Source organism: Streptomyces sp. NPDC058620 (assembly GCF_042717135.1).
Taxonomy (GTDB): Bacteria; Actinomycetota; Actinomycetes; order Streptomycetales; family Streptomycetaceae; genus Streptomyces.
Genome location: NZ_JBHXQO010000012.1, coordinates 20,171 through 44,666, shown reverse-complemented (window position 1 = coordinate 44,666; position 24,496 = coordinate 20,171). Strand labels below are relative to the sequence as shown.

At 68.1% G+C, this 24,496-nt stretch carries 18 protein-coding genes and 1 pseudogene; 11 read left to right on the top strand and 8 right to left on the bottom strand.

What is annotated here, in order from left to right; translation table 11 throughout:
- Positions 1–97: 97 nt before the first annotated feature.
- On the bottom strand, positions 98–1,129 hold the full coding sequence (locus tag ACFWSK_RS14680; RefSeq protein WP_383785004.1) for a LacI family DNA-binding transcriptional regulator: 1,032 nt from the start codon (positions 1,127–1,129) through the stop codon (positions 98–100).
- Entirely contained in the window at positions 1,126–3,531 is a 2,406-nt protein-coding gene (locus tag ACFWSK_RS14675) for a glycoside hydrolase family 2 protein (RefSeq protein ID WP_383785001.1), read from the bottom strand. Before ACFWSK_RS14675 ends, ACFWSK_RS14680 begins: the two co-directional genes overlap by 4 nt.
- Positions 3,532–3,810: 279 nt before the next feature.
- On the opposite strand from ACFWSK_RS14675, the gene ACFWSK_RS14670 reads away from it, so the two are divergent.
- The 4 genes from ACFWSK_RS14670 (at position 3,811) to ACFWSK_RS14655 (ending at position 7,783) form a co-directional block, all read left to right on the top strand.
- Complete coding sequence (locus tag ACFWSK_RS14670) at positions 3,811–5,130, top strand: ABC transporter substrate-binding protein (protein ID WP_383784998.1); 1,320 nt, start codon at positions 3,811–3,813, stop codon at positions 5,128–5,130.
- Positions 5,131–5,264: 134 nt separating this feature from the next.
- Entirely contained in the window at positions 5,265–6,203 is a 939-nt protein-coding gene (locus ACFWSK_RS14665; RefSeq protein WP_383784995.1) for a carbohydrate ABC transporter permease, read from the top strand.
- Entirely contained in the window at positions 6,200–7,054 is an 855-nt protein-coding gene (locus ACFWSK_RS14660) for a carbohydrate ABC transporter permease (protein ID WP_383784992.1), read from the top strand. Before ACFWSK_RS14665 ends, ACFWSK_RS14660 begins: the two co-directional genes overlap by 4 nt.
- 177 nt (positions 7,055–7,231) lie before the next feature.
- Positions 7,232–7,783 (top strand): uridine kinase, encoded by a 552-nt coding sequence (locus ACFWSK_RS14655; protein WP_383784989.1) that lies wholly within the window; start codon positions 7,232–7,234, stop codon positions 7,781–7,783.
- 38 nt (positions 7,784–7,821) lie between these two features.
- On the opposite strand, the gene ACFWSK_RS14650 is transcribed toward ACFWSK_RS14655, so the two are convergent.
- The 4 genes and pseudogenes from ACFWSK_RS14650 to ACFWSK_RS14635 form a co-directional block, all read right to left on the bottom strand.
- Entirely contained in the window at positions 7,822–8,181 is a 360-nt protein-coding gene (locus tag ACFWSK_RS14650) for a hypothetical protein (protein WP_383784987.1), read from the bottom strand.
- 102 nt (positions 8,182–8,283) lie between these two features.
- A pseudogene (locus ACFWSK_RS14645) lies at positions 8,284–8,557 on the bottom strand (ABC transporter ATP-binding protein); the annotation flags it as partial.
- 162 nt (positions 8,558–8,719) lie between these two features.
- The gene (locus ACFWSK_RS14640) at positions 8,720–9,598 is read right to left on the bottom strand and encodes a hypothetical protein (protein ID WP_383784984.1); all 879 of its coding nucleotides are present in this window, start codon (positions 9,596–9,598) and stop codon (positions 8,720–8,722) included.
- 100 nt (positions 9,599–9,698) lie between these two features.
- Positions 9,699–9,950 carry a hypothetical protein gene (locus ACFWSK_RS14635; protein WP_383784981.1) on the bottom strand — a complete coding sequence of 84 codons (252 nt, stop codon included), beginning with the start codon at positions 9,948–9,950 and terminating at the stop codon, positions 9,699–9,701.
- A gap of 808 nt (positions 9,951–10,758) precedes the next feature.
- Between ACFWSK_RS14635 and ACFWSK_RS14630 the strand changes: the two genes are divergently transcribed.
- Complete coding sequence (locus ACFWSK_RS14630; RefSeq protein WP_383784978.1) at positions 10,759–14,637, top strand: GDSL-type esterase/lipase family protein; 3,879 nt, start codon at positions 10,759–10,761, stop codon at positions 14,635–14,637.
- Between the two features lie 100 nt (positions 14,638–14,737).
- Positions 14,738–15,133, top strand: coding sequence for a hypothetical protein (locus tag ACFWSK_RS14625; RefSeq protein ID WP_383784975.1), 396 nt, complete (start codon positions 14,738–14,740; stop codon positions 15,131–15,133).
- Positions 15,134–15,329: 196 nt separating this feature from the next.
- On the opposite strand, the gene ACFWSK_RS14620 is transcribed toward ACFWSK_RS14625, so the two are convergent.
- A complete protein-coding gene (locus ACFWSK_RS14620; RefSeq protein WP_383784972.1) occupies positions 15,330–15,671 on the bottom strand; it encodes a HEAT repeat domain-containing protein in 342 nt (113 codons plus the stop codon).
- 473 nt (positions 15,672–16,144) lie between these two features.
- On the opposite strand from ACFWSK_RS14620, the gene ACFWSK_RS14615 reads away from it, so the two are divergent.
- The 5 genes from ACFWSK_RS14615 to yjfF all read left to right on the top strand — a co-directional run bounded on the left by ACFWSK_RS14615 (position 16,145) and on the right by yjfF (position 22,069).
- Positions 16,145–17,182 carry a LacI family DNA-binding transcriptional regulator gene (locus ACFWSK_RS14615; RefSeq protein ID WP_383784970.1) on the top strand — a complete coding sequence of 346 codons (1,038 nt, stop codon included), beginning with the start codon at positions 16,145–16,147 and terminating at the stop codon, positions 17,180–17,182.
- A gap of 121 nt (positions 17,183–17,303) precedes the next feature.
- Positions 17,304–18,326 (top strand): ABC transporter substrate-binding protein, encoded by a 1,023-nt coding sequence (locus ACFWSK_RS14610; protein WP_383784967.1) that lies wholly within the window; start codon positions 17,304–17,306, stop codon positions 18,324–18,326.
- Between the two features lie 103 nt (positions 18,327–18,429).
- Complete coding sequence (locus tag ACFWSK_RS14605) at positions 18,430–19,968, top strand: sugar ABC transporter ATP-binding protein (protein ID WP_383784964.1); 1,539 nt, start codon at positions 18,430–18,432, stop codon at positions 19,966–19,968.
- The gene (locus tag ACFWSK_RS14600) at positions 19,965–21,050 is read left to right on the top strand and encodes an ABC transporter permease (protein ID WP_383784961.1); all 1,086 of its coding nucleotides are present in this window, start codon (positions 19,965–19,967) and stop codon (positions 21,048–21,050) included. The genes ACFWSK_RS14605 and ACFWSK_RS14600 overlap by 4 nt, the downstream gene beginning before the upstream one ends.
- The gene (gene yjfF, locus ACFWSK_RS14595) at positions 21,047–22,069 is read left to right on the top strand and encodes a galactofuranose ABC transporter, permease protein YjfF (RefSeq protein ID WP_383784958.1); all 1,023 of its coding nucleotides are present in this window, start codon (positions 21,047–21,049) and stop codon (positions 22,067–22,069) included. The genes ACFWSK_RS14600 and yjfF overlap by 4 nt, the downstream gene beginning before the upstream one ends.
- 88 nt (positions 22,070–22,157) lie before the next feature.
- Here the strand turns inward: yjfF and ACFWSK_RS14590 are convergent, their stop codons facing one another.
- Positions 22,158–24,431 carry an immunoglobulin-like domain-containing protein gene (locus tag ACFWSK_RS14590; RefSeq protein ID WP_383784956.1) on the bottom strand — a complete coding sequence of 758 codons (2,274 nt, stop codon included), beginning with the start codon at positions 24,429–24,431 and terminating at the stop codon, positions 22,158–22,160.
- Positions 24,432–24,496 lie beyond the last annotated feature (65 nt).

Sequence of the window (24,496 nt, the reverse complement as noted above, 5' to 3'; positions counted from 1 at the left end):
GGCCGGCACGGAACCGGTACAGGAACCGGTGACGTGACAGCGGAGACGGCGCAGGGCCGTGCCTCGACGACCGAGACACGGCCCTGAGCCGTGAGTGCTATCCGCGCGGTGGCGGACCGGTGGAGCCACGGGGTGTGAGGGAGGGCGTGGGCGCCTGGAGCGACCCGCTGTGCGTACCGGCGATCACCCCGAAAAGGGTGCGGGCGACCTCCTCGCCGAAGTGGTGCACGTCGTGACTCATCGCCGACAGCGTCGGATGCGTCAGCCGGCACAGCTGCGAGTCGTCCCACGCCAGCAGGGACAGATCGTCGGGCACGACGAGTCCCATCTCGGCCGCCACTCCGGCGCCCGCGACGGCCATGATGTCGTTGTCGTACAGAATCGCCGTCGGCCGGTCCGGCGACAACAGCAGACTGCGGGTCGCGCGGGCACCGTCCTCGCCTGCGAAGCCCGTGGCCACCTGGCGGTGCTGCTCCAGGCCGAGCTCACGCGTCGTGGAATCGAACGCCGTCGCCCGGATACCACTGTGCCCAAGACCCGCCGGCCCGCCGACCCGTGCGATGCGCCGGTGGCCCAGGGCGGCCAGATAGCGGACGGCCTCGGCGACCGCGGTGGCATCGTCCGTCCAGACCGACGGGAACGATCCGGTCAGGGAGGGGTGCCCCACCGCCACGGCGGGAAGCCCGATGGCCTGGAGCGCCGGAACGCGCGGATCGTCCTGGTGGAAGTCCACGAGGATGCCACCGCCGATCATCTTGCTGCGCCACCAGTTCTCGTACAGGGCGATCTCCTCGTCGAGATCACGCACCAGACGGAGGAGGAGCGAACACGACCGGTCGGCGAGGACGCTCTCGATGCCGGAGATGAACTCCATGTAGAAGGGTTCGAGCCCCAGCAGGCGGGCAGGTCGGCAGATCGCGAGTCCGACGATGTCGATGCGCTGGTTGGAGAGGCTGCGCGCGGTCTGGTGGGGCGCCCAGCCGAGCTCGCGCGCGGCCTCGAAAATGCGCTCCTTGGTGGTCTGCGAGACCCCCGGCCTGTTGTTGAACGCCATGGAGACGGCACCCTTGGACACGCCCGCCCGAGAGGCGACGTCGTTGATCGTGATGCGTCCGGACGGGGGTTTCATGCCGTGTCCACACTGAACAGCGCGGCCCGGACGGCCTCGGCGTCCGCCGGCCTGTGGCCGCTGATCCCGATACGGGTCTCCTCGCCGGGCAGCAGCGTACGCAGACCGCAGTCCGCGGTCGTCTCCGGGCCGAGGCGGTCGGCCTGCAGGAGGAGGTCTCTCACCAAGGTATGGGCAGTCACCACGACGTCGACCCTATCGCTCCGGCCCGTCACCGGTTCCAGCCGGACGTCGTAGCGGGCTTCCGGATAGGCGAACTCCTTGTCGGGAACCGGGAAGTGGACCGCACGCAGTCCGTCCGCGTCGGCGACGAGGAACTCCTTGGAGGAACGCTCGGCCGGCAGGAGGTCCACCGGGACAGGCAGACGCACCACCGAACGTGGCTCCGCCACGACGTCGAGCACCGACTCGCGCACCACGGTGCCGTCCGCTTCCCACCGGCGGAGGGTGACGGCCGTCCGCCACTGTGTGGCGGACTGGTTGACGACGGCGATGACGAGCCCGCCGGCCTCGGGCTGGAGGGTCAGCAAGCGGTCCGCGTACACCCGGCGCAGCTCGTGGTAGAGGGGTTTCAGCCGCCCGTCGCCGTCGATCGCGGCCCAGGAACTGACCGGCCAGCAGTCGTTCAGCTGCCAGACCACCGTGCCCGCGCAGACCGGCCACTGTGCCCGCCAGTGCTCGATGCCCGCCGCGACCGCGCGCGCCTGGACGACCTGGGTGAGGTAGTGCCACCGGTCGAAGTCACCCTCCGGCAGTACGAAATGGCGCGCCACCCCTCGGTTGAGCTTCCCGTTGCCGTCCTCGGCCTTCTGGTGGTGCAGCATGCCGGGGGAGTCGGGGGCGAGGTGCTCACCGGGCAGCGCCCTCTGAAGGGTCGCCATCGCCGGCGGGGCCTGCCAGCCGAACTCGGCGACGAACCGGGGCACGCTCGCCCGGTACTCGGCGTAGTCCTGCCGGTTCCACACCTCCCAGGAGTGGTGGGTGCCGTGACGCGGGTCGTTCGGGTGGTGGTCCCACGAACCCGACCACGGGCTTCCCGCTGTATAGGGGCGGGTGGGATCGAGCTCGGCGACGATCCGCGGCAGCAGCCCGAGGTAGTACCCCTCGCCCCACGAGTCACCGGCGAGGGACGGCTCCCACTCCCAGTCCCTGAAGCCCCACAGGTTCTCGTTGTTGCCGTTCCAGAGCACGAGGCTCGGGTGCGGCATCAGCCGGACAACGTTGTCCCTGGCCTCCGCCTCGACCTCGCCGCGCAGCGGCTGCTCCTCGGGGTAGGCGGCGCAGGCGAAGAGGAAGTCCTGCCAGACCATCAGGCCGAGCTCGTCGCAGACGTCGTAGAACGCGTCGTCCTCGTAGATTCCGCCGCCCCAGATCCGTACGAGGTCGATGTTGGCCTCGGCGGCCCGGGTCAGGCGGTTGCGGTACCGCTCGGGGGTGACGCGGCTGGGCAGGACGTCGTCCGGGATCCAGTTGACCCCGCGGGCGAAGACGCGCACGCCGTTCACGACGAAGGTGCATCCGGTGCCGTGCTCGTCGGCGGAGCGGTCGAGCTCGACCGTACGGAATCCGACCCGCCGGTGCCAGCTGTCGAGGTCGCCGCCCGTGTCGTCCAGCAGGGTGACGTCGAGAGCGTAGAGGGGTTGCTCGCCGTAGCCGCGGGGCCACCAGAGCCGCGCGTCGGGTACCTCCAGGCGCAGCACCGCCTCCTCGCCGTCGAGTGTGACCTCCGTCCGCGCGTCGGCCACGCGGGCGCGCGCGACGAGCCGGCGTCCGGCGCCCCGCTCCGTGCGCTCGATCCTGAGGCGTATCTCCACGTGCCCCGTGCCGTCCTGAGCGACTGTGACGAGCGGGCGCACCTGCGCGATTCTCGCCGTCGACCAGTGCTCCAGCCGAACGGGACGCCACATGCCCGCGGTCACCACGGTGGGCCCCCAGTCCCAGCCGAAGTTGGCCGCCATCTTGCGGATGTACTGGAAGGGCTCGGGATACACATTGGGCCGGTCACCGGTCAGCTCCCTGACCCTTGCCGCTTCGTCGTAGGCGGAGGCGAAAGCGACCTCCAGCGTTCCGGTGCGCCCGGTGACGTCGAAGCGGTAGCCGCGGTGCATGTTGCGTGTCGTGCCGAGGACCTCGCCGGCGAGGGAGATCTCGGCTGCGGTGTCCAGGCCGTCGAAAACCAGGTCGCTCCGCTCGTGGCCGCTGGTGTGGGACAGGTGGGTGACGTAGGACCACGCCCTCGCCCCGACCCAGGCGACCTCCGTCTCGTTGCGGCCGATGAACGGGTCGGGGATGAGCCGAGCGGCCAGCAGATCGGTGTGTACGCAGCCGGGGACCTGCGCGGGGAGCAGCGCCCCTTCGTGGCGCAGGCTCCAGTCATCGGTCAGCTGGGTGACGTCCTTCATGGTGCGGCTCCAATCGCCTGACTCAGGCCAGGTGGATGTACGACGCCGCACAACCTAACCCGGACCCAACCCGCTGTCCATAAACCGGTAAAGCTCAGTTCAGGTAGCAAGTTGTCACACAGAGTGCGCGATCTGCTGCTCTGAACAGTCGATTCTGCAACACCGGTAACGATTAGGCATCATGCTGGAAATCATAGCTTTACCGGTTCACTACTGGCTGGCATAGTGCCGTCATCCCACCTGCACCACCTGAGCCGCAACTTTGAAGGAGCTGGGCACATGGGGAAGACGAAGTCGCTCACAGGCGCGCTACTGGCCGTCGCAATGCTGACGGTGGCGGGGTGCAGCGGTGGAGGCACACCCTCCACCGAGACGGCGGCAGCTCCCACCGACCCGGCCGACGTGTCGGGTGAGATCAAGGTGCTGACGGCCCGCACCGACCTCGTGCAGAGCGGTGCGATGAAGGCGTACGCCGCCGAGTTCAACAAGGTCTACCCCGACGTGAAGGTCACTTTCGAGGCGCTCACCGACTACGAGGGGGAGGTCAAGATCCGCATGAACACCCAGCAGTACGGCGACGTCCTGATGATCCCCGCCGCGGTCTCCAAGGGTGACTATCCGAAGTTCTTCGCCCCGCTGGGTTCCACGTCCGAACTCGCGGACACGTACCGCTTCAGCGACAAGACGGATGTCGGAGGCAAGGTCTACGGCATCGCCCAGTTCGGGACGGCCAACGGCTTCGTCTACAACAAGGCCGTCTGGGAGGAAGCGGGCGTCACCGAGTGGCCGACCACGCCGGAGGAGTTCCTGACCGGCCTGAAGGCGATCAAGGACAAGACGGGCGCGGTCCCCTACTACACCAACTTCAAGGACGGCTGGCCGCTCACCGCCTGGACCAACAGCGTCGGTTCCGTCACCTGCGACGCCAAGGCCAACGACCTGCTCGCCGGCGCCGTCTCCCCCTGGAAGCAGGGCAGTGAGCTCAACGTCATCGACACGCTTCTCTACGACATCGTCCGCGACGGGCTGGCCGAGAAGGACCCGACCACCACGAACTGGGAGAGCTCCAAGGGGCTCATCGCCAAGGGTGAGATAGCGACGATGCACCTCGGTTCCTGGGCCATCACGCAGATGCGTGCCGCGGCCGAGGCGGCGGGCACCGACCCGGACGACATCGGCTTCATGCCGTTCCCCGTGCAGAAGGACGGGGCGTTCTGCGCCACCCTCGTGTCGGACTATCAGCAGGCCGTCAGCATCCACTCCGAGCACAAGGCCGCGTCCCGGGCGTGGATCGACTGGTTCACCACGAAGTCCGGCTACTCGCAGAAGGAGGGAGCGGTCCCCGCGGAGAACTCGGCTGCCCTCCCGAGCACCCTCAAGGATTACGCCGACAACGATGTCACGCTGGTGGAGCGCTCCGAGGCGGAGACCGAGAAGGTCAACGTCATCGACAACGCCGCCGAGATCGGTCTGGCCAAGCCCGACTACCGCCAGAAGCTGATCGACACCGCGCGCGGCGCCCAGAAGGGCAGCCTCCAGGACTTCTTCTCCGACCTGAACAAGAAGTGGGACGAGGCAGCGAAGGCCGCCGGCTCCTGACGGATCACGGACGCGGGCCCCGACCGCACCACACCGGTCGGGGCCCCTGTCGTACCGCATCAGCGGACAGAAAGGCCGACATGAACGAATCGATCGACACCGCGCCCGCGCCGTCCCACGCAGGAGTAGCCCCCATGACGCACAAGACGCTTCGCGGACCCGCGAAGCGCGGCGCGGGCGGCAGCCCTCCGGGTCGTTCCTGGCGCAGCAGCCCCCTCCGGCGGGCCACGCCTTGGCTGTTCCTGTTGGTCCCCCTGGTTCTGCTGATCACGTTCACCTACGTCCCCGTGGCGAACATGGTCTTGTTCAGCTTCACCGACTGGGACGGCATCAGCCCGGACCGCAACTTCACCGGACTGGAGAACTACCGCCAGATCTTCACCCGGCCGGAACTCTTCAAGGTCTTCTTCGTGAGCGGCTACTACCTCGCCGCATCCGCCGTGCAGATCGTCGTCGCGCTGTACTTCGCGACGGTGCTGAGTTTCGACCTGCGATTCCGCAACCTCTTCAAGGGGCTTCTCTTCTTCCCCTACCTGGTCAACGGCGTCGCCATCGGCTTCGTCTTCCTCTACTTCTTCCAGGACGGCGGCACCCTCGACTCCGTGCTGTCCTGGTTCGGCGCGGACACCGACCACGCCTGGCTCGGCGACCCCACCTCTGCGAACACCTCGCTGGCCGGGGTCTCCGTGTGGCGCTTCACCGGCCTGAACTTCGTGCTGTTCCTGGGCGCGATCCAGTCCATCCCGGGAGAGCTGTACGAAGCCGCCGACCTGGACGGCGCCGGCAAGTGGCAGCAGTTCCGGCACATCATCGCCCCGAGCATCAAACCCGTAGTCACTCTCAGCGTGATCCTGGCGATCTCCGGCTCCCTCGCCGTGTTCGAGATCCCGTACATCATGACGGGCGGTGCTACCGGTACGTCGACCTTCGTCATCCAGACCGTGAAGCTCGCCTTCCAGTTCAACAAGACCGGCCTGGCCTCGGCAGCGGCGGTCGTGCTGCTCCTGATCATTCTCCTGATCACCTGGATCCAGCGCCGTCTCGTGCCCGATGACAAGGTGGACCTCGTATGACCACGGCCCTGCCCGCCCGCCGCAGCCCACGCCGCTGGATCGGGCCGACCCTGACCTATCTGTCGCTGATCTCGGCCTGCCTGCTGGTGCTCCTCCCGCTCGCCGTCGTCTTCCTGACCTCGCTCAAGACGTCCGATGAGGTCGCCGACAGGAGCGCACTCTCGCTGCCGGGCGACTGGCTGAACTTCAGCAACTACGTCACCGCGTTCAACGACGGCAAGCTGGTCACCGCCTTCGGGAACACGGCCTTCATCCTGCTCTTCTCCATCGGCGGAACCGTCGTCATCGGCTCCATGACCGCCTACGCGATCGACCGGTTCGATTTCCGGGCCAAGAAGCTCGTCGTGGCACTGTTCCTCGTCGCCACGCTCGTACCGGGTGTCACCACCCAGGTCGCGACCTTCCAAGTCATCAACAGCTTCGGTCTGTTCGACACGCGCTGGGCCCCGATCCTGCTGTACATGGGCACGGACATCGTCTCGATCTACATCTTCCTGCAGTTCATCAGAGGCATCCCGACCTCCCTGGACGAAGCCGCCCGGCTGGACGGCGCCAACGCCTTCACGATCTACCGCAGGATCATCTTCCCGCTCCTGAAGCCCGCGATCGCCACGGTCGTGATCATCAAGGGGATCACCGTCTACAACGACTTCTACATCCCCTTCCTGTACATGCCGTCGGAAGAGCTCGGCACCATGTCGACGGCGCTCTTCCGCTTCAAGGGGCCTTTCGGGGCGCACTGGGAGAACATCTCGGCGGGCGCCATTCTGGTGATCGTCCCCACGCTGGTCGTCTTCCTCTGCCTCCAGCGCTGGATCTACAACGGCTTCGCACAGGGCTCGACGAAGTAGCGGGGCGGCGGCGCGTGGCGGCTGGGGCCGGAGCGGGGCTGGGACCGAGGTGCCCTTGCCCCCGGCGCCGTCTGCGCTCGTGCGGCGTGGGACCGCCCCGTCGGACGGTCCGTGGCCTGAACCAGCCCGGGCCGTATGCCATCCTCGGTCCGTCACAGAAGCGGGGAGGTCCATCGGATGCTGGTGACGCTGACCGGAGGGTCCGGCGCCGGGAAGACCACGCTGGCCGCTGCTCTCGTAGCCGCCGCGCCCCGGTGCCCCGTGCGGGTACTGCACGGCGACGACTACTACGTCGACACCCACGAGCAGGGGGTATGGATACCGGACGAAGCCGGCATCCCACGGCTGGACGTCGGCGATCCCCGGTCGATGGACTTCGGACGGCTCAGCCACGACACGCACGCCGCGCTGGCCACCGCCCCTCTGGTCATCGTCGACGGCGTGTTCGCCCGCAGCGCGACTCGGCGGGTGCCCTGCCCACGCTTCGACGTCTTCGTCCACGCGCCGGCCGATCTCCGGCTTGCCCGGAAAATTCAGCGGAAGTGTCTGCGGGACGGCTTTCCCCTCGACGTGCTCCTCCGTAATTACCTCGACCACCGCCGCGCCGCCCACGACCGGTACGTCGAACCACTACGCGACGACTGCGACCTGGTGGTGGACGGCAGTACTCCCGCCGACACCCTGGCCCAGGAGATCTGGTCATCGATCGCAGGAATCCCCGAGTGCTGACAGCCCCTTCGCGCTTCGGACTGCTTCGTGCCGCCGGTTCAGGCGTCGCGGGCCGGGACGGGGACGCCGACGGCCGTGAACGGGTCGAGCAGAAGCCGGTACTGAACCTCCGTCAGTTTGGCCCGCTTGATCACGGCCCTCGCCGCGATGCAGCACGCGGACTTGATGCCACCGCGGAGCCCTGGGTGCGCTTTGTCGAGGTCATGGACGCGTTCGAGGAGCGCGACCCTGACCGCGTGCTGAATAGCGGAGTTCTCCGAAGCGGAGACCGCGGCCGCGCGACTGACGTCGCGGCCGCCATGGGGCCAGCGGTCGAGCGACTCCTCGTACACGGTGGCCAGCGTGTCGGCCGGCAACGCCGTGACGGCCTCGATGAACCGGGCAACGGACAGATCCACGGTTGGGGCTCCTTCTGGGGATGGTCACGCCGGTCCAGGTCGCGAGATGTAAGCGGCCCCGGCCCCGTGCTCGTACGAGGACCGGCACCGGCGTGCACACGGTCAGTCGAGGCAGGCCGTGCGGGCGTCGGCTGGTGGCCTGACGTGGTGCCGGCCGATCGGAAGCATAGGGGGCCGGCCAGATACCGGGTCTTCGATGATGCGGCTGTAGGGGTCGAACACGGCGTGGACGCTCTCCCGGGTCAGCACGTCGGCGGGGGAGCCGATCGCTGGAGACGACCGTTCGCGAGGGCGATGAGGGGTCCGCGCACCGGGCGGCGAGGTTGAGGTCGTGGAGCGCCATGACGATGGTGGTGCCGCACGCCCGGTTCAGGTCACGGCGGGTCCCCGGCGGGGTGCGAGCAGGGCACCGCCCGCTCCCACGATCCGGGCCGCGATGGGGCCGGAGAGGAACCCGACGAAGGCGGTCGGTCCGGCCGCTGCCGTCGCGAAGGCGATCAGTCCGACGGCAGCTCGTGCTCCGCCGTCACATCTATGCTCAGCTGCCTTCGTCGGCCAGCCGCTCGACCTGCGCAGCCGCAGCCTCGGCACGTCGCCGGGCCTCGCGCATGCGGCGGTCGGCATCACGCGCACGGTCACGGACCTCACGCTCCTCGGCTCGTGCCTTACGCTGCTGCTCCTCCGTCGACTTCAGCTCATCGGCCAGTTCGGTGACGCGCTGCTTCAGCTGCTCCACCAGTGCCCCGGCGTCCTCCGCCTGGCCGCTGACCGAGTCACCCTCCTTCTCACGCTCCCGCAAGTCCTCCTGCGCCTTCTGCGCCTCCCGCCGGGCACGGGCCAGCTTCTGGCGTCTGCGGTCCTCTGCGCCGGCGGCATCGCGGGCGGGTGCGGCCTTCGGAGCCCTGGAAGGCGCCGAAGCCGTTCGCGTCGAACTGCCCTGGACAGCGGCGAACCCGGTAGTGCCGCTGAGCGGCTTGACCAGGCGGCCCGCAGCCCACTGCGCTGCGGCCTCGGGGTCTGCCAGAACGGCGTGCAGTGTCCCTTCCACCTCGCGCTGGACGTCCTCACCGACCTCGTGGCCCGCCTCGGCCGCCAGCTGCCGAGCCTGCCGGGCCAGTGCGCGGATCAGGACGCGCTGCCGGCCGGTGAGCTCACGCAGCTGCTCACCGTCCAGGTCCTGGTGAGCCTGACGCAGCTGCTCGCCCAGCCGAAGCAGCGGCCCCGCCTCCCCGGGCTGCTCACGCACCAGAAGGTTGCCGGCCCACGCGGACAGGGTGGGTCGCTGCAGCGCGGTGATCTGCTGTGCGAGGTCACGGTCTCCCGCCTTACGGGCAGCCTTGGCGCGGTCATTGCGGGCTTTGGTGAACTCTTCCGGCCGCAACCCGTAGAGCTGGTCGGCGACAGTCTCGAAATCCACCGGAGTCCCTTCCTGCCATGGAGTCATCCCGTCGATTTTCTCACTGATGGTGAGGTTATGTGGCTTCTGTGGCCGGGGAGGCCAGTGCGCCGGCTACCGGCTACCGGCTGCTGGTTTTGCGCCACTGCTGGTGACGTGCCCCGCGACGGTGGATCCACCGGACGGTCGAGGACAGGGTGCGCAGCCGCCGTGACACCGGCAGCCACATCCGCGCACGGGTGAACTCGTAGGCCAGGAAGTCGAACTCCCCGGTCCGCTCGCCGTCCGGACCGATCGTCGCAGGCGCTCGGGAAGAGCGCGTCAAGGAGTCGGAGGCCGGTCCCGGCACAGCCGTCGCACCCAACCAGGACATCTCGCCAAGATGTTGGCAGGAGCTCCTAAGAGGGGATTTGCCGCGACTCCCCGGGATGTAGAAATTCGAACAAGGCCGTCGCAGGTGCATATGCGTATGTGGCGCCGTCGGCAATAGCGAGCGAACGCGTCGACGAGTTCTCCGTCCGCGCGTGAACTGGTTCAGGCCAAAGAACCAGTCGCAATCCCCTCCTGTGTCGTGGATCACAGACGCGGCGTCCCTCTGTGAATACTTTGTGGATCAACCGAGAGGCGTCCGGGATTCCTGACGTTTCATCGCGCACGCGGGGCAGGGGGGGTTCATTCCGCATGCCTATAAAGGTCATGAAACGTATCGGCATGTCCGTCGCCATGATGATGGGGGCGCCTGCCGGGACGAGGGAAGTGGTGGGCGGGAAGGCCGTCCTCGGTCACGTGCCGGGGGTCGGGTTCCACGGCCGATGAGAACTGTTCGCCGTTCCGGCGGGCCGGTTCCGTAGTGAACGCCGTCAGCGGTCAGCTTCTCATCCCGTGGTCCAGCGACCCGGTCCACCCTTTCCGAGCACGGATTCCTCGTCCCTCTCCTGCGTGGAGCGAGCTGGTCCTCTGCTGTGGCCATGCTCGGCCATTATTGCCATGCTCCATCCCATATACATGGAGGCAACACCTTGATACGGGCCAACAGATTAAAGTCTGTTCGTCTTGTGGTCAGTTGTGCCGTTGTCGCCGCGATATCCATAGGATCCGCGACGCAGGCACAATCCGTACCGCAGCCACCGTCGCCATCCCCCAACGCGGCCGAAGGCTGGTCCGACGCCTCCGAGCCCAGGGTGCGGGCGGACGAGGACGGTCACAAGGACCGTGTTCCGGCCAAGAAGCGCAGCAAGGTTCTCGGCGCCGGCTACACCCAGTCGTCCGATACCGCCTGGACCACCATCGGTGACGCCACGGGCTTCCACCTGATGACCGCTGACGAGGCCGACGGTTACCGCTGGAAGACCGCCGCGACTCTTTCCGAACCCGGGTTCTTCGACACCGACACCTGGATCGGCAACGCCTGCGTCACCGCCTCCGGTGACCGGGCCGTCGTCGCCTACGCGCCGCGTACCTTCACCAACAAGCCCGACATGATGGCCCGGGGCGCGTTCACGGCCACCGTCGACCTGAACACCGGTACGGTCAAGAAGCTGCCGTACCAGGCGAGCCTCGCCTACTTCTCGCCCGGCTGCGGCTACGGCGAGAAGGCCGTTCTTTCGCAGTTCACCGACGAGAGAACATCGAGCAGGAACGAGACGCGTCTCATCACCGTCGACGCCCGATCGGGCAAGACGGGCACGCCGGTCACGGTGAAGGGACAGATCACCTCCGCGGTTCCGACCAGCAAGGGCATCGCCGCCGCACAGGGCAACGCGATCGTGCGGATCGGCGCGGACGGCCGCTCCAAGCTGGTCACCCGTACGGACAACACCCCCTTCAACCTGTCCGTGACCAAGGACGGCGGACTCGCCTTCCTGGATCACCAGACCGGTGTCAAGGCCGCCAAGGCCGCCAAGGGTGTGAAGCCCGGCGCCACCGCCGCCGAGGCCGCGTCCGCCGGACAGACGTCCAAGGTCAAGTACCTGACCGCCGGGCAGACCAGGACCAAGGGCGCGAAGGCCCGGACGGTCGCCCAGGGCAGCCTCACCGGCGTCGACCTCGTCCGCGCCGCCGACGGAACCGCGATCGTCACCGGCGGAGCGAAGAGCCTCGGTGCGCTGCCCAAGAACGTGCGGAACCCTGGTGGGATCGACAAGGACGCCACCGTGTCCACCAAGGCCCGCGCCCTCGTGAGTGTCGCGTGGGCCGACGGCAAGGACACCCGTATCCGCGCCTCGGAGTACGACACGGCGCGCACCGCCCGTATCGAGATGCGGCACCTGCCCACCGGCAGCACGTCGGTCTTCGAAGCCAACCCGGCCGCGTCCCCGGTCAGCCCCGACACGGCCCAGGGACAGGACCGCTCGCCGGCTCTCGGCACCACCCCCGCGGGTGGGCGCAGCAAGAGCGGCGGCATCTCGACGATGCTGAACATCGCCGAGCCGGAGTCGGAGCGCACCTGCGCAGTGGAGCGGGGCAACCCGCAGAAGCAGGCCTTCCAGCCGAAGCCGCGGCAGGTCGAGTGGGCCGTGAACCGTGCCATCGAAGGCACGATGGACGGCCACGTCGCCCGGGCCGCCAACTGGAAGAACATGGGCATGGGCGCGTACTCGCCCCAGTCCCTGGCCGGCGGCCTCACGCCCCTCGCGGGTGGCGGGCGCATCCCGGCACAGGTGTTCCTCGGCATCACCGCCCAGGAGTCCAACATGTGGCAGGCGACCCGCTTCGCCGCACCGGGCACCACCGCCAACAGCCTCATCGGTAACTACTACGGCCTCAAGCACGATGAGCACGGCCAGGTCAACGACCCCTGGCTCATCAACTGGAAGGCCGCGGACTGCGGTTACGGCATCACGCAGGTGACCGACGGCATGCGGCTGCCCGGCAAGCCGTACGAGAACGGGGAGGTCCGGCCGTCCAAGCCGCGCCTGTACCAGGAGGCTGTCGCGCTGGACTACACGGCGAACGTCGCCGCAGGCGTGAACATCCTCGCCGAGAAGTGGAACCAGACCCGCAACGCGGGCCTCACCGTCAACAACGGTGACCCGAAGGGCATCGAGAACTGGTTCTTCGCCCTGTGGGCCTACAACTCCGGCTTCTACCCCCAGTCGGAAGCGGGCGCGAACGGCGGGAAGTGGGGTGTTGGCTGGGCCAACAACCCCGCCAACCCCACCTACAAGCCCAACCGCACCCCGTTCCTGGAGAACGCCGTCGGCGGGGACGACTACTCCCACGCCGCCAACCCGCAGTACTGGCCGTACCCGGAGAAGGTCATCGGCTGGGCCGCGCGCCCGCTGGAGGCCCTTGAGGAGCCGGGCAAGCTCGTCCACGGTTACCGGCCCGCTTGGTGGACCGATCCTCTCTTCCGCACCACGGCCAAGCCCCCGGTCGGCCTGTTCTGCACCTCGTCCAACGAGTGCGACCCGTCGAAGATCAAGGAAGGCGCGTCGAACGACTCGCCCGCGCTCGGCCCGTGCCAGCGGTCGGACTGGAAGTGCTGGTGGAACGGCAAGGTCGAGTGGAAGAACTGCGCGACCTCGCAGTGCGGATTCGAGCTGTTCCGCTTCAACAACACCTACCCGGAAGAGGCCGACGGCAACTCGCACCCGCCGCGGTGCAACTCCGGACTCCCGATCGGTACGCCGATCGTCGACAACGTGAACACCGGCCAGCGAATCGCGGGCGCCGACTTCAGGCGATGCACGGACACCGCGCAGTCGTCAGGGTCCTTCAAGTTCGACTTCGCCTCGCCCTCCGCCAAGATGGACACCCATCAGCTCGGTGTGGGATACGGAAACCATGTCTGGTTCTCCACCACGCGTAAGGCCAGCTCCGCCGAGGCCCCGCGGCTGAAGGTCACGGGCACCTGGACCGGCGCCAGCACGGTCAAGGGCTGGACTCGTGTCCTGGTCCACATGCCGAACGTCGCGGCCAGGTCCCAGCAGGCGAAGTACACCGTGCTGGGCAGCGACTCCGGTTCTCCGCACCGTGTCTCCCCGCAGCGCATCCGCAGCAACGAGTGGCGCTCGCTCGGTGTCTTCAACTTCACCGGAAACGCCTCCGTCTCCCTGTCCAACATCACCGAGGAGGGAGTGGGGGTCGACATCGCCTGGGACGCCGTCGCCTTCCAGAAGCTCGCCGCCAAGCCGACCCAGATCGTCGGCATGGGCGACTCCTTCGCCTCCGGTGAAGGCGCCGACACCGCGGACGGCAAGGACTACTTCCGCGAGACGGACTACAAGGAAGACATCGGCAACGACCAGGTGGTCAACAAGTGCCACCGCTCCAAGCAGGCCTGGATCCGGCAGGCGACCCTGCCCGGCAAGACCAAGTCCATCGGTGAGCTCTCCGACACCTACGCCGATGTCGATCTGAGCTTCATCGCCTGCTCGGGGGCCCGCACGTTCAATATCTGGACCGGGGGCTCGAACCAGAACAACCAGCTTCCGCAGATGGACCTCGGTTACCTCGACAAGAACACGAATATCGTCACCATCGCCATCGGCGGCAACGACTCCCTGTTCACCGATGTGATCCAGGAATGCATCTTCAAGGCAGGGCTGAAGCTCTGCCAGGATGCCGAGTTCGAGAAGAGGGACCCGGACACGGGGAACAAGACCGGCGAAATGACCGGACCCCTCAAGGACTTCATTCCGAAGTGGATCACCGAGCAGACCAAACCGCGCATCACCAAGGTCCTCAACCAGATCAAGGCCCGTGCGCCGTCCGCCAAGATCGTCCTGGTCGGCTATCCCAAACTGCTCACCGGAAGCGGCGGTTGCATTCCGGGCATCGGGACGGAAGAGGCGCCGTGGCTGAACGACGTGGTCGCCGCTCACCTGACCAAGGAAATGGGCGCTGCCGCGGCGGCGGCCGGGGCCACGTTCGTCGACCCCCAGCCGGACTTCAATGGCAAGGCGATCTGCGGTGACCCCGAGTCGATCAACGGGATCGTCCTCAGTGGGTACTCCGAGGCGGACAACGATTCACCTCAGCCCTCGATGAAGTCGTTCCACCCGAAGATCAGCGGAGCCCGGCTCTACGCCAACGCTCTGGAACGCGCCCTGAAGTAACGTCGGGCGCACCATCGCCAGTCATCGTCCGCACATGGCCGGTGGGCTCCAACGGATTCGCGTTGGGGCCCACCGGCGTGTCCAGGGAAGGGTTCTGCAGATGAAGCACATACGTCACGCCAAAGGAGCTCTTACCGTCGCCGTCGCCACCGCTGTCTGCCATACGCTCATGGCCGCCGGCTACGAGTGGGCCCGGGATTCAGAGACAAGCAGCGGGGACACGATGTTCGCGGGAACTGTCGAGTTCCTCCTCACCACAGCCGCTTCCTGGGCTCTCATGCCGCTCTTGCTGTGGGCCGGTATGCGCCTGATGCGGGAATCCGGCAACACCCTCCTCGTTCTCGCCGGCGGGTTCGCCTGGATCCTGATCTCCGGGTACTTCATCGACGACATCGACCGCGACGGCGGACACATGCCCATCCCCGCCCTCGTCGCGTACGTCCTTCTCGGTACGGCGTTGGCCGGTGTCAGGTCCGGGAAGGCCAGACGCAGCTGAGTAGTACGTGCGGCGTCACGCGGCCCGATGTCACGGACCAGAGGAGCGGTGGGGGTTCCACGATTGCGTCGGCGTGCGTGCTTCGGCGCAGCTCTTCGCTCACGGCCAGTTGGGAGAAGTACGTGACGGCCCGCTGTATCCCCCGGCGGACCGTTCCGCGTGGGGGACGGCGCCGTGAGGGCGACGAGGGAGCGCGTCAGCGGCCGTCGCGGCGCCGCTCGTACCGCCACACCTCGTCGAGGTCGTACTCGTGCGGGGTGCCCGGCGGCGCCGGGGGAAGACGGCGCTCCCCTTCCACGCAACGCTCGTCGTCGTGGCGGGCGAGCCCGTGCATGGCGATGACCCGGACCCGGCGGTCCGCGTCATCCAGCAGGACGGCCATGGCGTCGGCGAAGACGGGATCGCGGTCCTTGCCCTCCGCGACCGTGCGGCAGGCGCTCTGCCGTACCTGTGCGTCCGGATCGGTCATCAGCACCAGCAACGACTTGCGAACGCCCTCCGAGAAGTCCGGCGGCCAACTGCTGAGTCCGGTGGCCACCGCACGCCGTATGCGGGCGTCGGGGTGGCCGGTGCAGGGCAGAAGGGCTGTGTCCGCGCGCGGATCGGCGTGCTCTCCGAGCGCGACCAGCACTTCGGGCTGTCGGATCGGTGCGGCGAGGACGGGGCGACCGTGGCAACTCGATCGCGGCGGCGCAGCGGTCGGCACTGTCCACCTGAAGGATCAGAAGCGGGTTGAGCCCGGGGCGGGGATCGGGGGTAGGACCGGTCGTCTCCTGCGTCCGGTATTTCGTACACAGTTCGAAGTGTCGGTGCTGAAATTAGGGCCGCGCCCAGGGTGCGTCAATACCTTCGCCCCGACACGTTTCGCGGAGGGGGGAAGCTGTCGTCGTGCTTCCGTCGCGTTACCCAAACGTGACGACCTCACTTCGGTAGGACCCCTTGACCGCCATGAATTGTTAGCGCTCACAATGACCTCCGCGTTCACACGTCGATGTCCAAGGAGGTGCGGCCATGGAGCAGTTGCAGGTGCGGTCCCCGCTTCGGCCGCCCACCATGGCCGATGTCGCCCGACGGGCGGGCGTGTCCCACCAGACAGTTTCGCGGGTGCTGGGAGGGCACCCCAACGTGCGGAACGAGACGCGGGCCAAGGTGCTGCGGGCGATCGAGGAGATGGGCTACCGCCGCAACTCCTCCGCACGGGCGCTGGCCACCCGGCGCACCCGCACGCTGGGTGTGATCGCGTCCCACACGACGCTCTACGGCCCGGCGAGCACGCTGTTCGCGCTGGAGGAGGCGGCGCGGGCGGAGGGGTACCTCGTCTCGACCGTGAGTCTGCGGGAGATGACCGTCGCCACGTTCTCCGAGGCCCTCGACCACCTCAGGGACGGCGGGGTCGAGGGGGTGGTCGCCTTCGCTCCTGGGCAGCCGGCGGTCGCCGCCCTCGCCGAACTCCGCCACCCCTTCCCGGTGGTGACCGTCGGCAGCCAACACGGTCTGGGGATTCCCGGCGTCAACGTGGACCAGCGTCTGGGGGCCCGGCTGGTCACCGGGCATCTGCTGGCCGCCGGCCACCGCAGCGTCTGGCACCTGGCCGGGCCGGGGGACTGGCAGGAGGCGGCGGACCGGGTCGCAGGGTGGCGGGCGACTCTGGAGGCGGCGGGCGTCGAGGCGCCGCCCCCGCTGAGCGGGGACTGGAGCCCCCTGTCGGGGTACCGGGCCGGTCAGGAGCTGGCCGGCTGGGTGGGCAGGGGGCTGACCGCGGTCTTCGTGGCCAACGACCAGATGGCGCTGGGGGTGTTGCGGGCACTGCGCGAAGCGGGGGTACGAACTCCCCAGGACGTGGCGGTCGCCGGTTTCGACGACATCCCGGAGTCGGAGTTCTTCGCCCCGCCGCTCACCACCGTCCGCCAGGACTTCTCGGCGGTGGGCGCCCGCAGCATCACCCTGCTGCTGGACCTGATCGAGGGCCGGGCCTCCTCGGGGGCGACCCGGATCGTCATCGAGCCCCATCTCGTCGTCCGCGCCAGCAGTTCCCCCTACCCGCCCTGACGAGGGCAGCCCGCCCTCGCCGCACGTATCCATCTCGTGCTCCCGTATGTCCGAGATTTCGAACGATGATCGACAGGTAGGACGTAAGACCGCCTGTCCGCTTGAGTACAAGGAGAAGAACATGCTCAACAGACGTAACTTCCTCGCCGCGGCAGTCGGCGTGGCAGCCGCGGGCGCCCTGACGGCCTGCGCCAAGAGCGACGCGGGCTCGTCCACCTCCTCCGGTGGCAGCGACAGCGGTGGAAGCGGCGGCAAGGCGATCAACCTCGGCTTCTCCCAGGTCGGTTCGGAGAGCGGCTGGCGCACCGCCAACAGCGACTCGGTCAAGGAGGCGGCCAAGGAGGCGGGTTACACCCTCAAGTTCTCCGACGCGCAGCAGAAGCAGGAGAACCAGATCTCAGCGATCCGCAGCTACATCGCGCAGAAGGTCGACGTCATCGCCTTCTCGCCGGTCGTCGTCACCGGATGGGACGCCGTGCTCAAGGAGGCCAGAACCGCGAAGATCCCGGTCGTCCTCACCGACCGCTCGGTGGAGACCTCCGACGAGTCCCTGTACGTCACGCTGGTCGGCTCCGACTTCACCGCCGAGGGGGAGCGCGCGGCCGTCATCCTGGAGAAGGTGCTCGCCACGGCCGGTCACAAGGGCGAGGTGAAGATTGCCCAGCTGGAGGGAACCACCGGCGCAGCCCCGGCCATCGAGCGCGCCAAGGGCTTCAAGACCGTCATGGACCGGCAGCACAAGGACGACTGGAAGATCGTCGTCAGCCAGACCGGTGACTTCACCCGGGCCGGCGGCAAGCAGGTCATGGCCGCCTTCCTCCAGTCCAACCCCGACATCAACGTGCTCTTCGCACACAACGACGACATGGCCATCGGTGCCATCCAGGCGATCGAGGCGGCCGGCAAGAAGCCCGGCAAGGACATCCTCATCGTCTCGATCGACGGCGTGAAGGACGGCTTCGTCGCGATGTCCGAGGGCAAGATCAACGCCATCGTCGAGTGCAACCCGCTCCTCGGCCCCCAGTTGATGGACGTCGTGAAGAAGGTCCACGCCGGCGAGAAGGTCGAGCGCTGGATCAAGACCGAGGAGAGCGACTACACGCAGGACCAGGCCAAGGCCGCGCTCCCGAACCGCAAGTACTGACCGACCCACTCACCGGCAGGGAGCCCCCGACCGGCCGAGCCTCTCGGCCCGGGGCCCAGGGGGCTCCCCGCGGGACTGAACGAGATCCATGAGGAGCGCTGCCATGGCAGAGCCGCTGCCCGTCCTGGAGATGACGGGCATAGTCAAAGAGTTTCCGGGGGTACGGGCTCTGTCGGATGTCGACTTCCGCCTCTTCCCCGGCGAGATCCACGCCCTGCTCGGCGAGAACGGCGCCGGGAAGTCCACGCTCATCAAGGTGCTGACCGGGGTCCACCCCCTCGACGGCGGCACGATCACCCTCGACGGCACGTCCGTACGGTTCGCCAGCCCACTCCAGGCACAGCAGGCCGGCATCAGCACGGTCTACCAGGAGGTCAACCTCTGCCCCAACCTCTCGGTGGCGGAGAACATCTTCATCGGACGCGAACCGACCCGCGGCGGCCGCATCCAGTGGAAGCGGCTGCGCCGGGAGGCGGCGGCGCTCGTCGACCGGCTCGGCCTCGACATCGACGTGACCGCACCCCTGTCCTCGTACCCGCTCGCCGTACAGCAACTCGTCGCGATCGTACGGTCGGTGGGCACCGGCGACAGTGACGGCGAGGGCTCCGGCACCAAGGTGCTGATCCTGGACGAGCCGACCTCCAGCCTCGACCGGGACGAGGTCCTGGAACTCTTCGGCCTGATGCGGAGGCTGAAGGACGAGGGCGTCGCGATCCTCTTCGTCTCGCACTTCCTCGACCAGATCTACGAGGTCTGCGACCGTATGACCGTGCTGCGCAACGGCACCCTGGTCGGCGAGCACCTGGTCCGCGACCTCGGCCAGGCAGGGCTCGTCCAGCTGATGATCGGCAAGGACGTGGAACAGCTGGAGCAGCTCCACGACCACCAACTCCACGCCGAGGTCGGGGAATCGCTGCTCCGGGCCGACGGCCTCGGCAGGACCGGGGGCATCGCTCCCTTCGACCTGGAGATCAAGAAGGGCGAGGTCGTCGGCCTCGCCGGACTGCTCGGCTCGGGCCGTACGGAACTCGCCCGGCTGCTTTTCGGCGCCGACCAGCCCGACAGCGGCAAGATCACCATCGGCGGGAAGCCGGTCCCGATGAGCGCGCCGAACGACGCGATCGGCGCAGGCGTCGCGTTCTGCTCGGAGAACCGCAAGGCCGAGGGGCTCGTACCGGATCTGACGGTGCGGGAGAACATCATCCTCGCCCTGCAGGCATCGCGCGGCTGGGTCCGGCCCGTCCCGGCCGCCCAGCGCGACGAACTCGTCGCCAAGTACATCAAGGCGCTGGACATCCGCCCCGCCGACCCGGAGGCACGCGTCGGCCGGCTCAGCGGTGGGAACCAGCAGAAGGTGCTGCTCGCGCGCTGGCTCATCACCCAGCCGAAACTGCTGATCCTCGACGAGCCGACCCGCGGCATCGACATCGGCGCGAAGGCGCAGATCCAGAAACTCGTGGTCTCGCTCTCCGAGGACGGCATGTCCGTGTTGTACATCGCGGCCGAACTGGAGGAGGTGCTCCGGATCAGCCACACCATCGGAGTGCTGCGCGACCGCAAGCTCGTGGCGCGGTTCGCCAACGGGCCCGAGATCACCCCCAGCCGCATCCTGGAGACCATCGCGAGCGGAGAACACCAGTGACCACCTCGGCCCGACGGCGGGCGCTGACACACCACCACCTCTTCTGGCCGGTCACCGTCCTGGTCGTCCTGCTGCTCGTCAACGTCCCTTTCACCCCGGACTTCTTCTCGATCAGGATGACGGACGGCCATCTCTACGGCAGCCTCGTCTCGATCGTGCTCTTCGGCTCGCCCCTCATCCTGGTCGCGGTCGGCATGACCCTGGTCATCGCCACCGGCGGCATCGACCTCTCCGTGGGCGCCGTCGTCGCGATCAGCGGCGCGCTGGCCTGCTCGTACATCAGTGGCCGGTCGGACCAGAACGCACTTTCCGGCGTGCTGCTCGCCCTGGCGCTGGGCCTGGTGGCCGCCGTCGTCTGCGGGCTCTGGAACGGCTTCCTGGTCGCCCGGATGGGCATCCAGCCGATCATCGCCACGCTGATCATCATGGTCGCCGGGCGAGGCGTCGCCCAGCTGATCGCCGACGGCCAGATCATCACCGTCAACAGCGAGCCTTACAAGCTGATCGGCGGCGGGTACTGGCTGACGCTCCCCTTCTCCATCTTCGTGGTGGCCGCCGTCGTGGCCGTCACCGTCGCGCTGACCCGTCGCACGGCACTCGGGCTGCTCATAGAAGCGGTCGGCGGCAACGCCGAGGCAAGCCGTCTCGTGGGCATCAGATCCCGGCGCATCAAGGTCATGGTCTATGTGTTCTGCGCGGTCTGCGCGGGCATCGCGGGGCTGATGATCAGCTCCAACACCTCCGCCGCCGACGGCAGCAACGCCGGTCTGTGGATCGAGCTGGACGCGATCCTGGCCGTGGTGATCGGCGGCACCTCGCTCCTGGGCGGCCGGTTCTCCATCGGTGGCACCGTGGTCGGCGCGCTGGTCATCCAGACCCTGACCACCACGATCTACACCATCGGCGTCCCCACCCAGACCAACCTGGTCTTCAAGGCCGCTGTCGTCATTGCTGTCTGCCTGCTCCAGTCCCCGAAGTTCCGCGCCAAGGTGTTCGGCAAGAAGGGCCGCACGCGGGCGGCGAGCCCGGCGGAGACCTCCACGATGGCCGAAGACGCTCCCAGGATGGAGGTGTCGCGATGAGCGCGACCACCCAAGCCCGTAAGGCACCGGACAGCCGCACGGTGTCCCGGGCCGCACGTCTGCTCGGTGACCGGCGGCTGCCCGTCCTGGTCACCGCCGCGCTCTTCCTCGCGATGTACGTCGCCGGTCTGAGCCGGTACCAGAACTACGGCTTCGCCGAACCCCAGGTCTTCCTCAACCTGTTCATCGACAACGGCTACCTGCTGGTCGCCGCCGCCGGAGCCACCTTCGTCATCCTCTCCGGCGGCATCGACCTCTCCGTCGGCTCCGTGATCGGCTTCACCACGATGTTCACGGCATGGATGGTGGAGAGGCAGGGGCTGCCGATTCTGCTCGTGATCCCCCTCGCCCTGGCGGTGGGCGCCTTCGGCGGCTTCCTGATGGGCTACGTGATCCACAACTTCGAGATCCAGCCCTTCATCGTGACCCTCGCCGGCCTCTTCCTCTTCCGGGGCCTGTGCCTGGTCATCAGCAAGGAGTCGATCGCCATCAGCGACGCCTCGGTCAGCAGCATGGCGCAGACCCAGGTGTCCCTGGGCGGCGCCTTCCTGTCGATCGGAGCGGTCGTGGCCCTGGTCGTCCTGGCCGTGGCCTTCTACGTCCTGCACTGCACCCGCTTCGGACGCCGGGTGTACGCCATCGGCGGCAACGAACAGTCGGCCATGCTGATGGGCCTTCCCCAGGGCGGCACGAAGATCGCCGTCTACACGGTGAGCGGCTTCTGCTCGGCGCTGGCCGGCCTCCTCTTCACCCTGTACATCCAGTCAGGTGACCCCCTGCACGCCACCGGCATGGAGCTGGACGCGATCGCCGCGGTCGTCATCGGCGGCACGCTGCTCACGGGTGGCTCCGGCTATGTGGTGGGCACCCTGTTCGGCGTGCTCGTCCTCGGCCTGATCAAGAGCATCATCCAGTTCGAGGGCACGCTCAGCTCCTGGTGGACGAAGATCGCCACGGGCGTGCTGCTGTGTGCGTTCATCCTGATCCAGCGGGCGATGACGGCGCGCGGGAAGACCTGACGGGGCGGGGGGCCTCCCGGGAAGTCCGCCCGTGACGCACCGCGGCCTGCTCGACGCACGCTTCGAGCAGGCCGCGGGCGTTCCCCGGCTACGGCTGGTAGGCGCGGAGCAGCCGGTCGTACTCGCTCCGCGTCACCGGAAGGACCGTGCCGTGGCGGGGTCCGGCGGGAAGGTCGTAGCCGGTGGACGGGGTCCAGACGCCGGATGCGAGGTTCGTCGACTCGAACGGGAGGTAGCCGCGGCCGCCGAACTCGTCCAGGAAGAGGTACCACTTCTCCTCGGTGTTGGACTTGAAGACGAGCGGCCCCTCGGCGGCGCTCATCGCCCCCTTGCCGATGCCCTCGGCGACGAAGTCGTAGGAGAGGCCGAGGATCGAGTCGCTCTTCTCCGCGAAGACGAACTTGCTGTACGGGGTGGAGGAGGTGTTGTTCCGCTCGTCCTTGGAGAACCGGTGGTACTGGCCGTCGTGCTGGATCAGCGTCGAGTCGATGACCGAGTAGCCGCGGTCGATCCAGACCTTGGGCTCGCTGAAGGTGCGGAAGTCGCGGGTCGTGGCGTACATCATGCGGTTGTACGTGCTGCCGGAGTGCTCGGCGTCGGCGTACAGCTTCGATGCCCAGAAGACCACGTACGAGCCGAGCTTCTCGTCGTAGAAGGCTTCCGGCGCCCAGGTGTTGCCCGCCGCGTCGGGCGAGACCCTGACGAGGCGTTGATCGGTCCAGTGGATGAGGTCGGTGGACTCCCAGACCATGATGGATTTGCTGCCGGTGCGCTGGGCGGCGTCCCAGTTGCCGTTGCCGTAGATCCGCAGGTCGGTGGCTATCTGGTAGAACTTGTCGCCCTCGGGGGAGCGGATGATGAACGGGTCGCGCAGGCCCTTCTCGCCGAGCGTGGAGGTCAGGACGGGCTTGCCGTCGTTCAACTCCCGCCAGTGCAGTGGGTCGTTGCCCTTGCTGAGCGCGGTGTAGAGCTGCTCGCCGTCGGCGGTGCCCTCGCCGGTGAAGTAGCTGAACATGTAGCCCTTCAGAGGCTCCCGGGCGGGGAGCTCGGGGACCTGGGCGGTCAGGACGCGGGTCGTCCGGGCGCCGCCCCTGGTGACGGTCGCGGTCAGCTCGACGGTCGTGCCGCCGGCACCGTGCGCGGGGCGGTGGACCAGACCGTCGGCGGAGACGACGGCCGGCTTCGCCGAGGACCAGGTGACGTGTGTGCCGTACGAGCCGTTCGTGGGGAGCGTGAGGTTGCCGCGTACGTCGTCGAGGTCGTGGACGGTCAGCGCCTTGGCCGCCTCCTCGGTGGCGGTGGCGTCGTCGAACGCGGCGGGGACCGTGATGTCGAAGGACTTGGTGCCGGACACTGTTCCCTTTCTCAGCGTGGCGGTGAGCCGCGCACGACCGGCCGGCTCACCGGCGGCAGGGCGTCGCACGGCGCCGGTGGCCGACACCACGGAGGGCGCGTCGCTCGCCCAGGTGATCGTGGAGCCCCCCGCGGTACCGGAGGACGGCAGCGTCAGGTCGGCGACGACGGCGCCGGTGTCGCCGAGTGTGAGCGCGGCCTTGTCGTCGGCGACCCCCTTGGTGGCGACGGGGAGGGCGAGTTGCTCGACCTCCGGTCCGGCCAGCGCGCGGTCGTACACGCGGAAGTCGCGGATGCGGCCCTTGAAGAGCTTGTCGCCGGGGTAGACCGACTTGCCGATGTGATTGGCGGTGGTGATCCCGGAGCCGATGGAGCCGGGGGTGAGTGTGAGGGCCGTGTTGCGGGCCACCTCCACACCGTCCTCGTAGAGCACGCCCGTGGAGCCGGTCTGTGCGTAGGCGACGTGTTTCCAGACGGAGCGGGTCAGAGTGCGCCCCGGGGAGGGCTGTGTGGTCTGCTCCGTCGACCAGTTGCCGGAGGCGAGGGAGGTACGGAAGGTGTTGCCCGTCGTGAAGAGGTAGCCGTTGCCGGCAGTGCCACTGGTGTTTCCGAAGCCGTAGAGGAAGTAAGGCGTGGCCTGCGCCGCGTCGATCCGTACGTCCATGGAGACGGTGATCGCGGCCATGCCGCTCAGGATGTTGTCCGGCACCTCGACGAAGGTGTCGGAGCCGTTGAAGCCCAGCCCCTCACCGGTGGTGGACCAGGCGGCAGCGCCGTTGACCGCACCGTCGCGGCCGTTGCCGGAGGCGTCGGGCACGGTGGTCCCGGCGGTGCCGGAGGGGGCGTCGAGCTTGTACCGGAGGGCCAGGCCCTCGGTGATACCGGCGGGCTCTGCCGCGTGGGCGGGGCCGGCGGGGCCGGCGGCGCTCAGGAGGACCGAAGCGGCTGTGAGTGCGGCGAGATGACCGGCCCACCGTTGCGCGCGGCTGTGTGGTCGGGCGAGTTGCATCGTTTCACATTCCCTTGCTGGAGGGGGCTGAAGGGGAATCGGGGCGGAACCGAAGAATCGGCGAT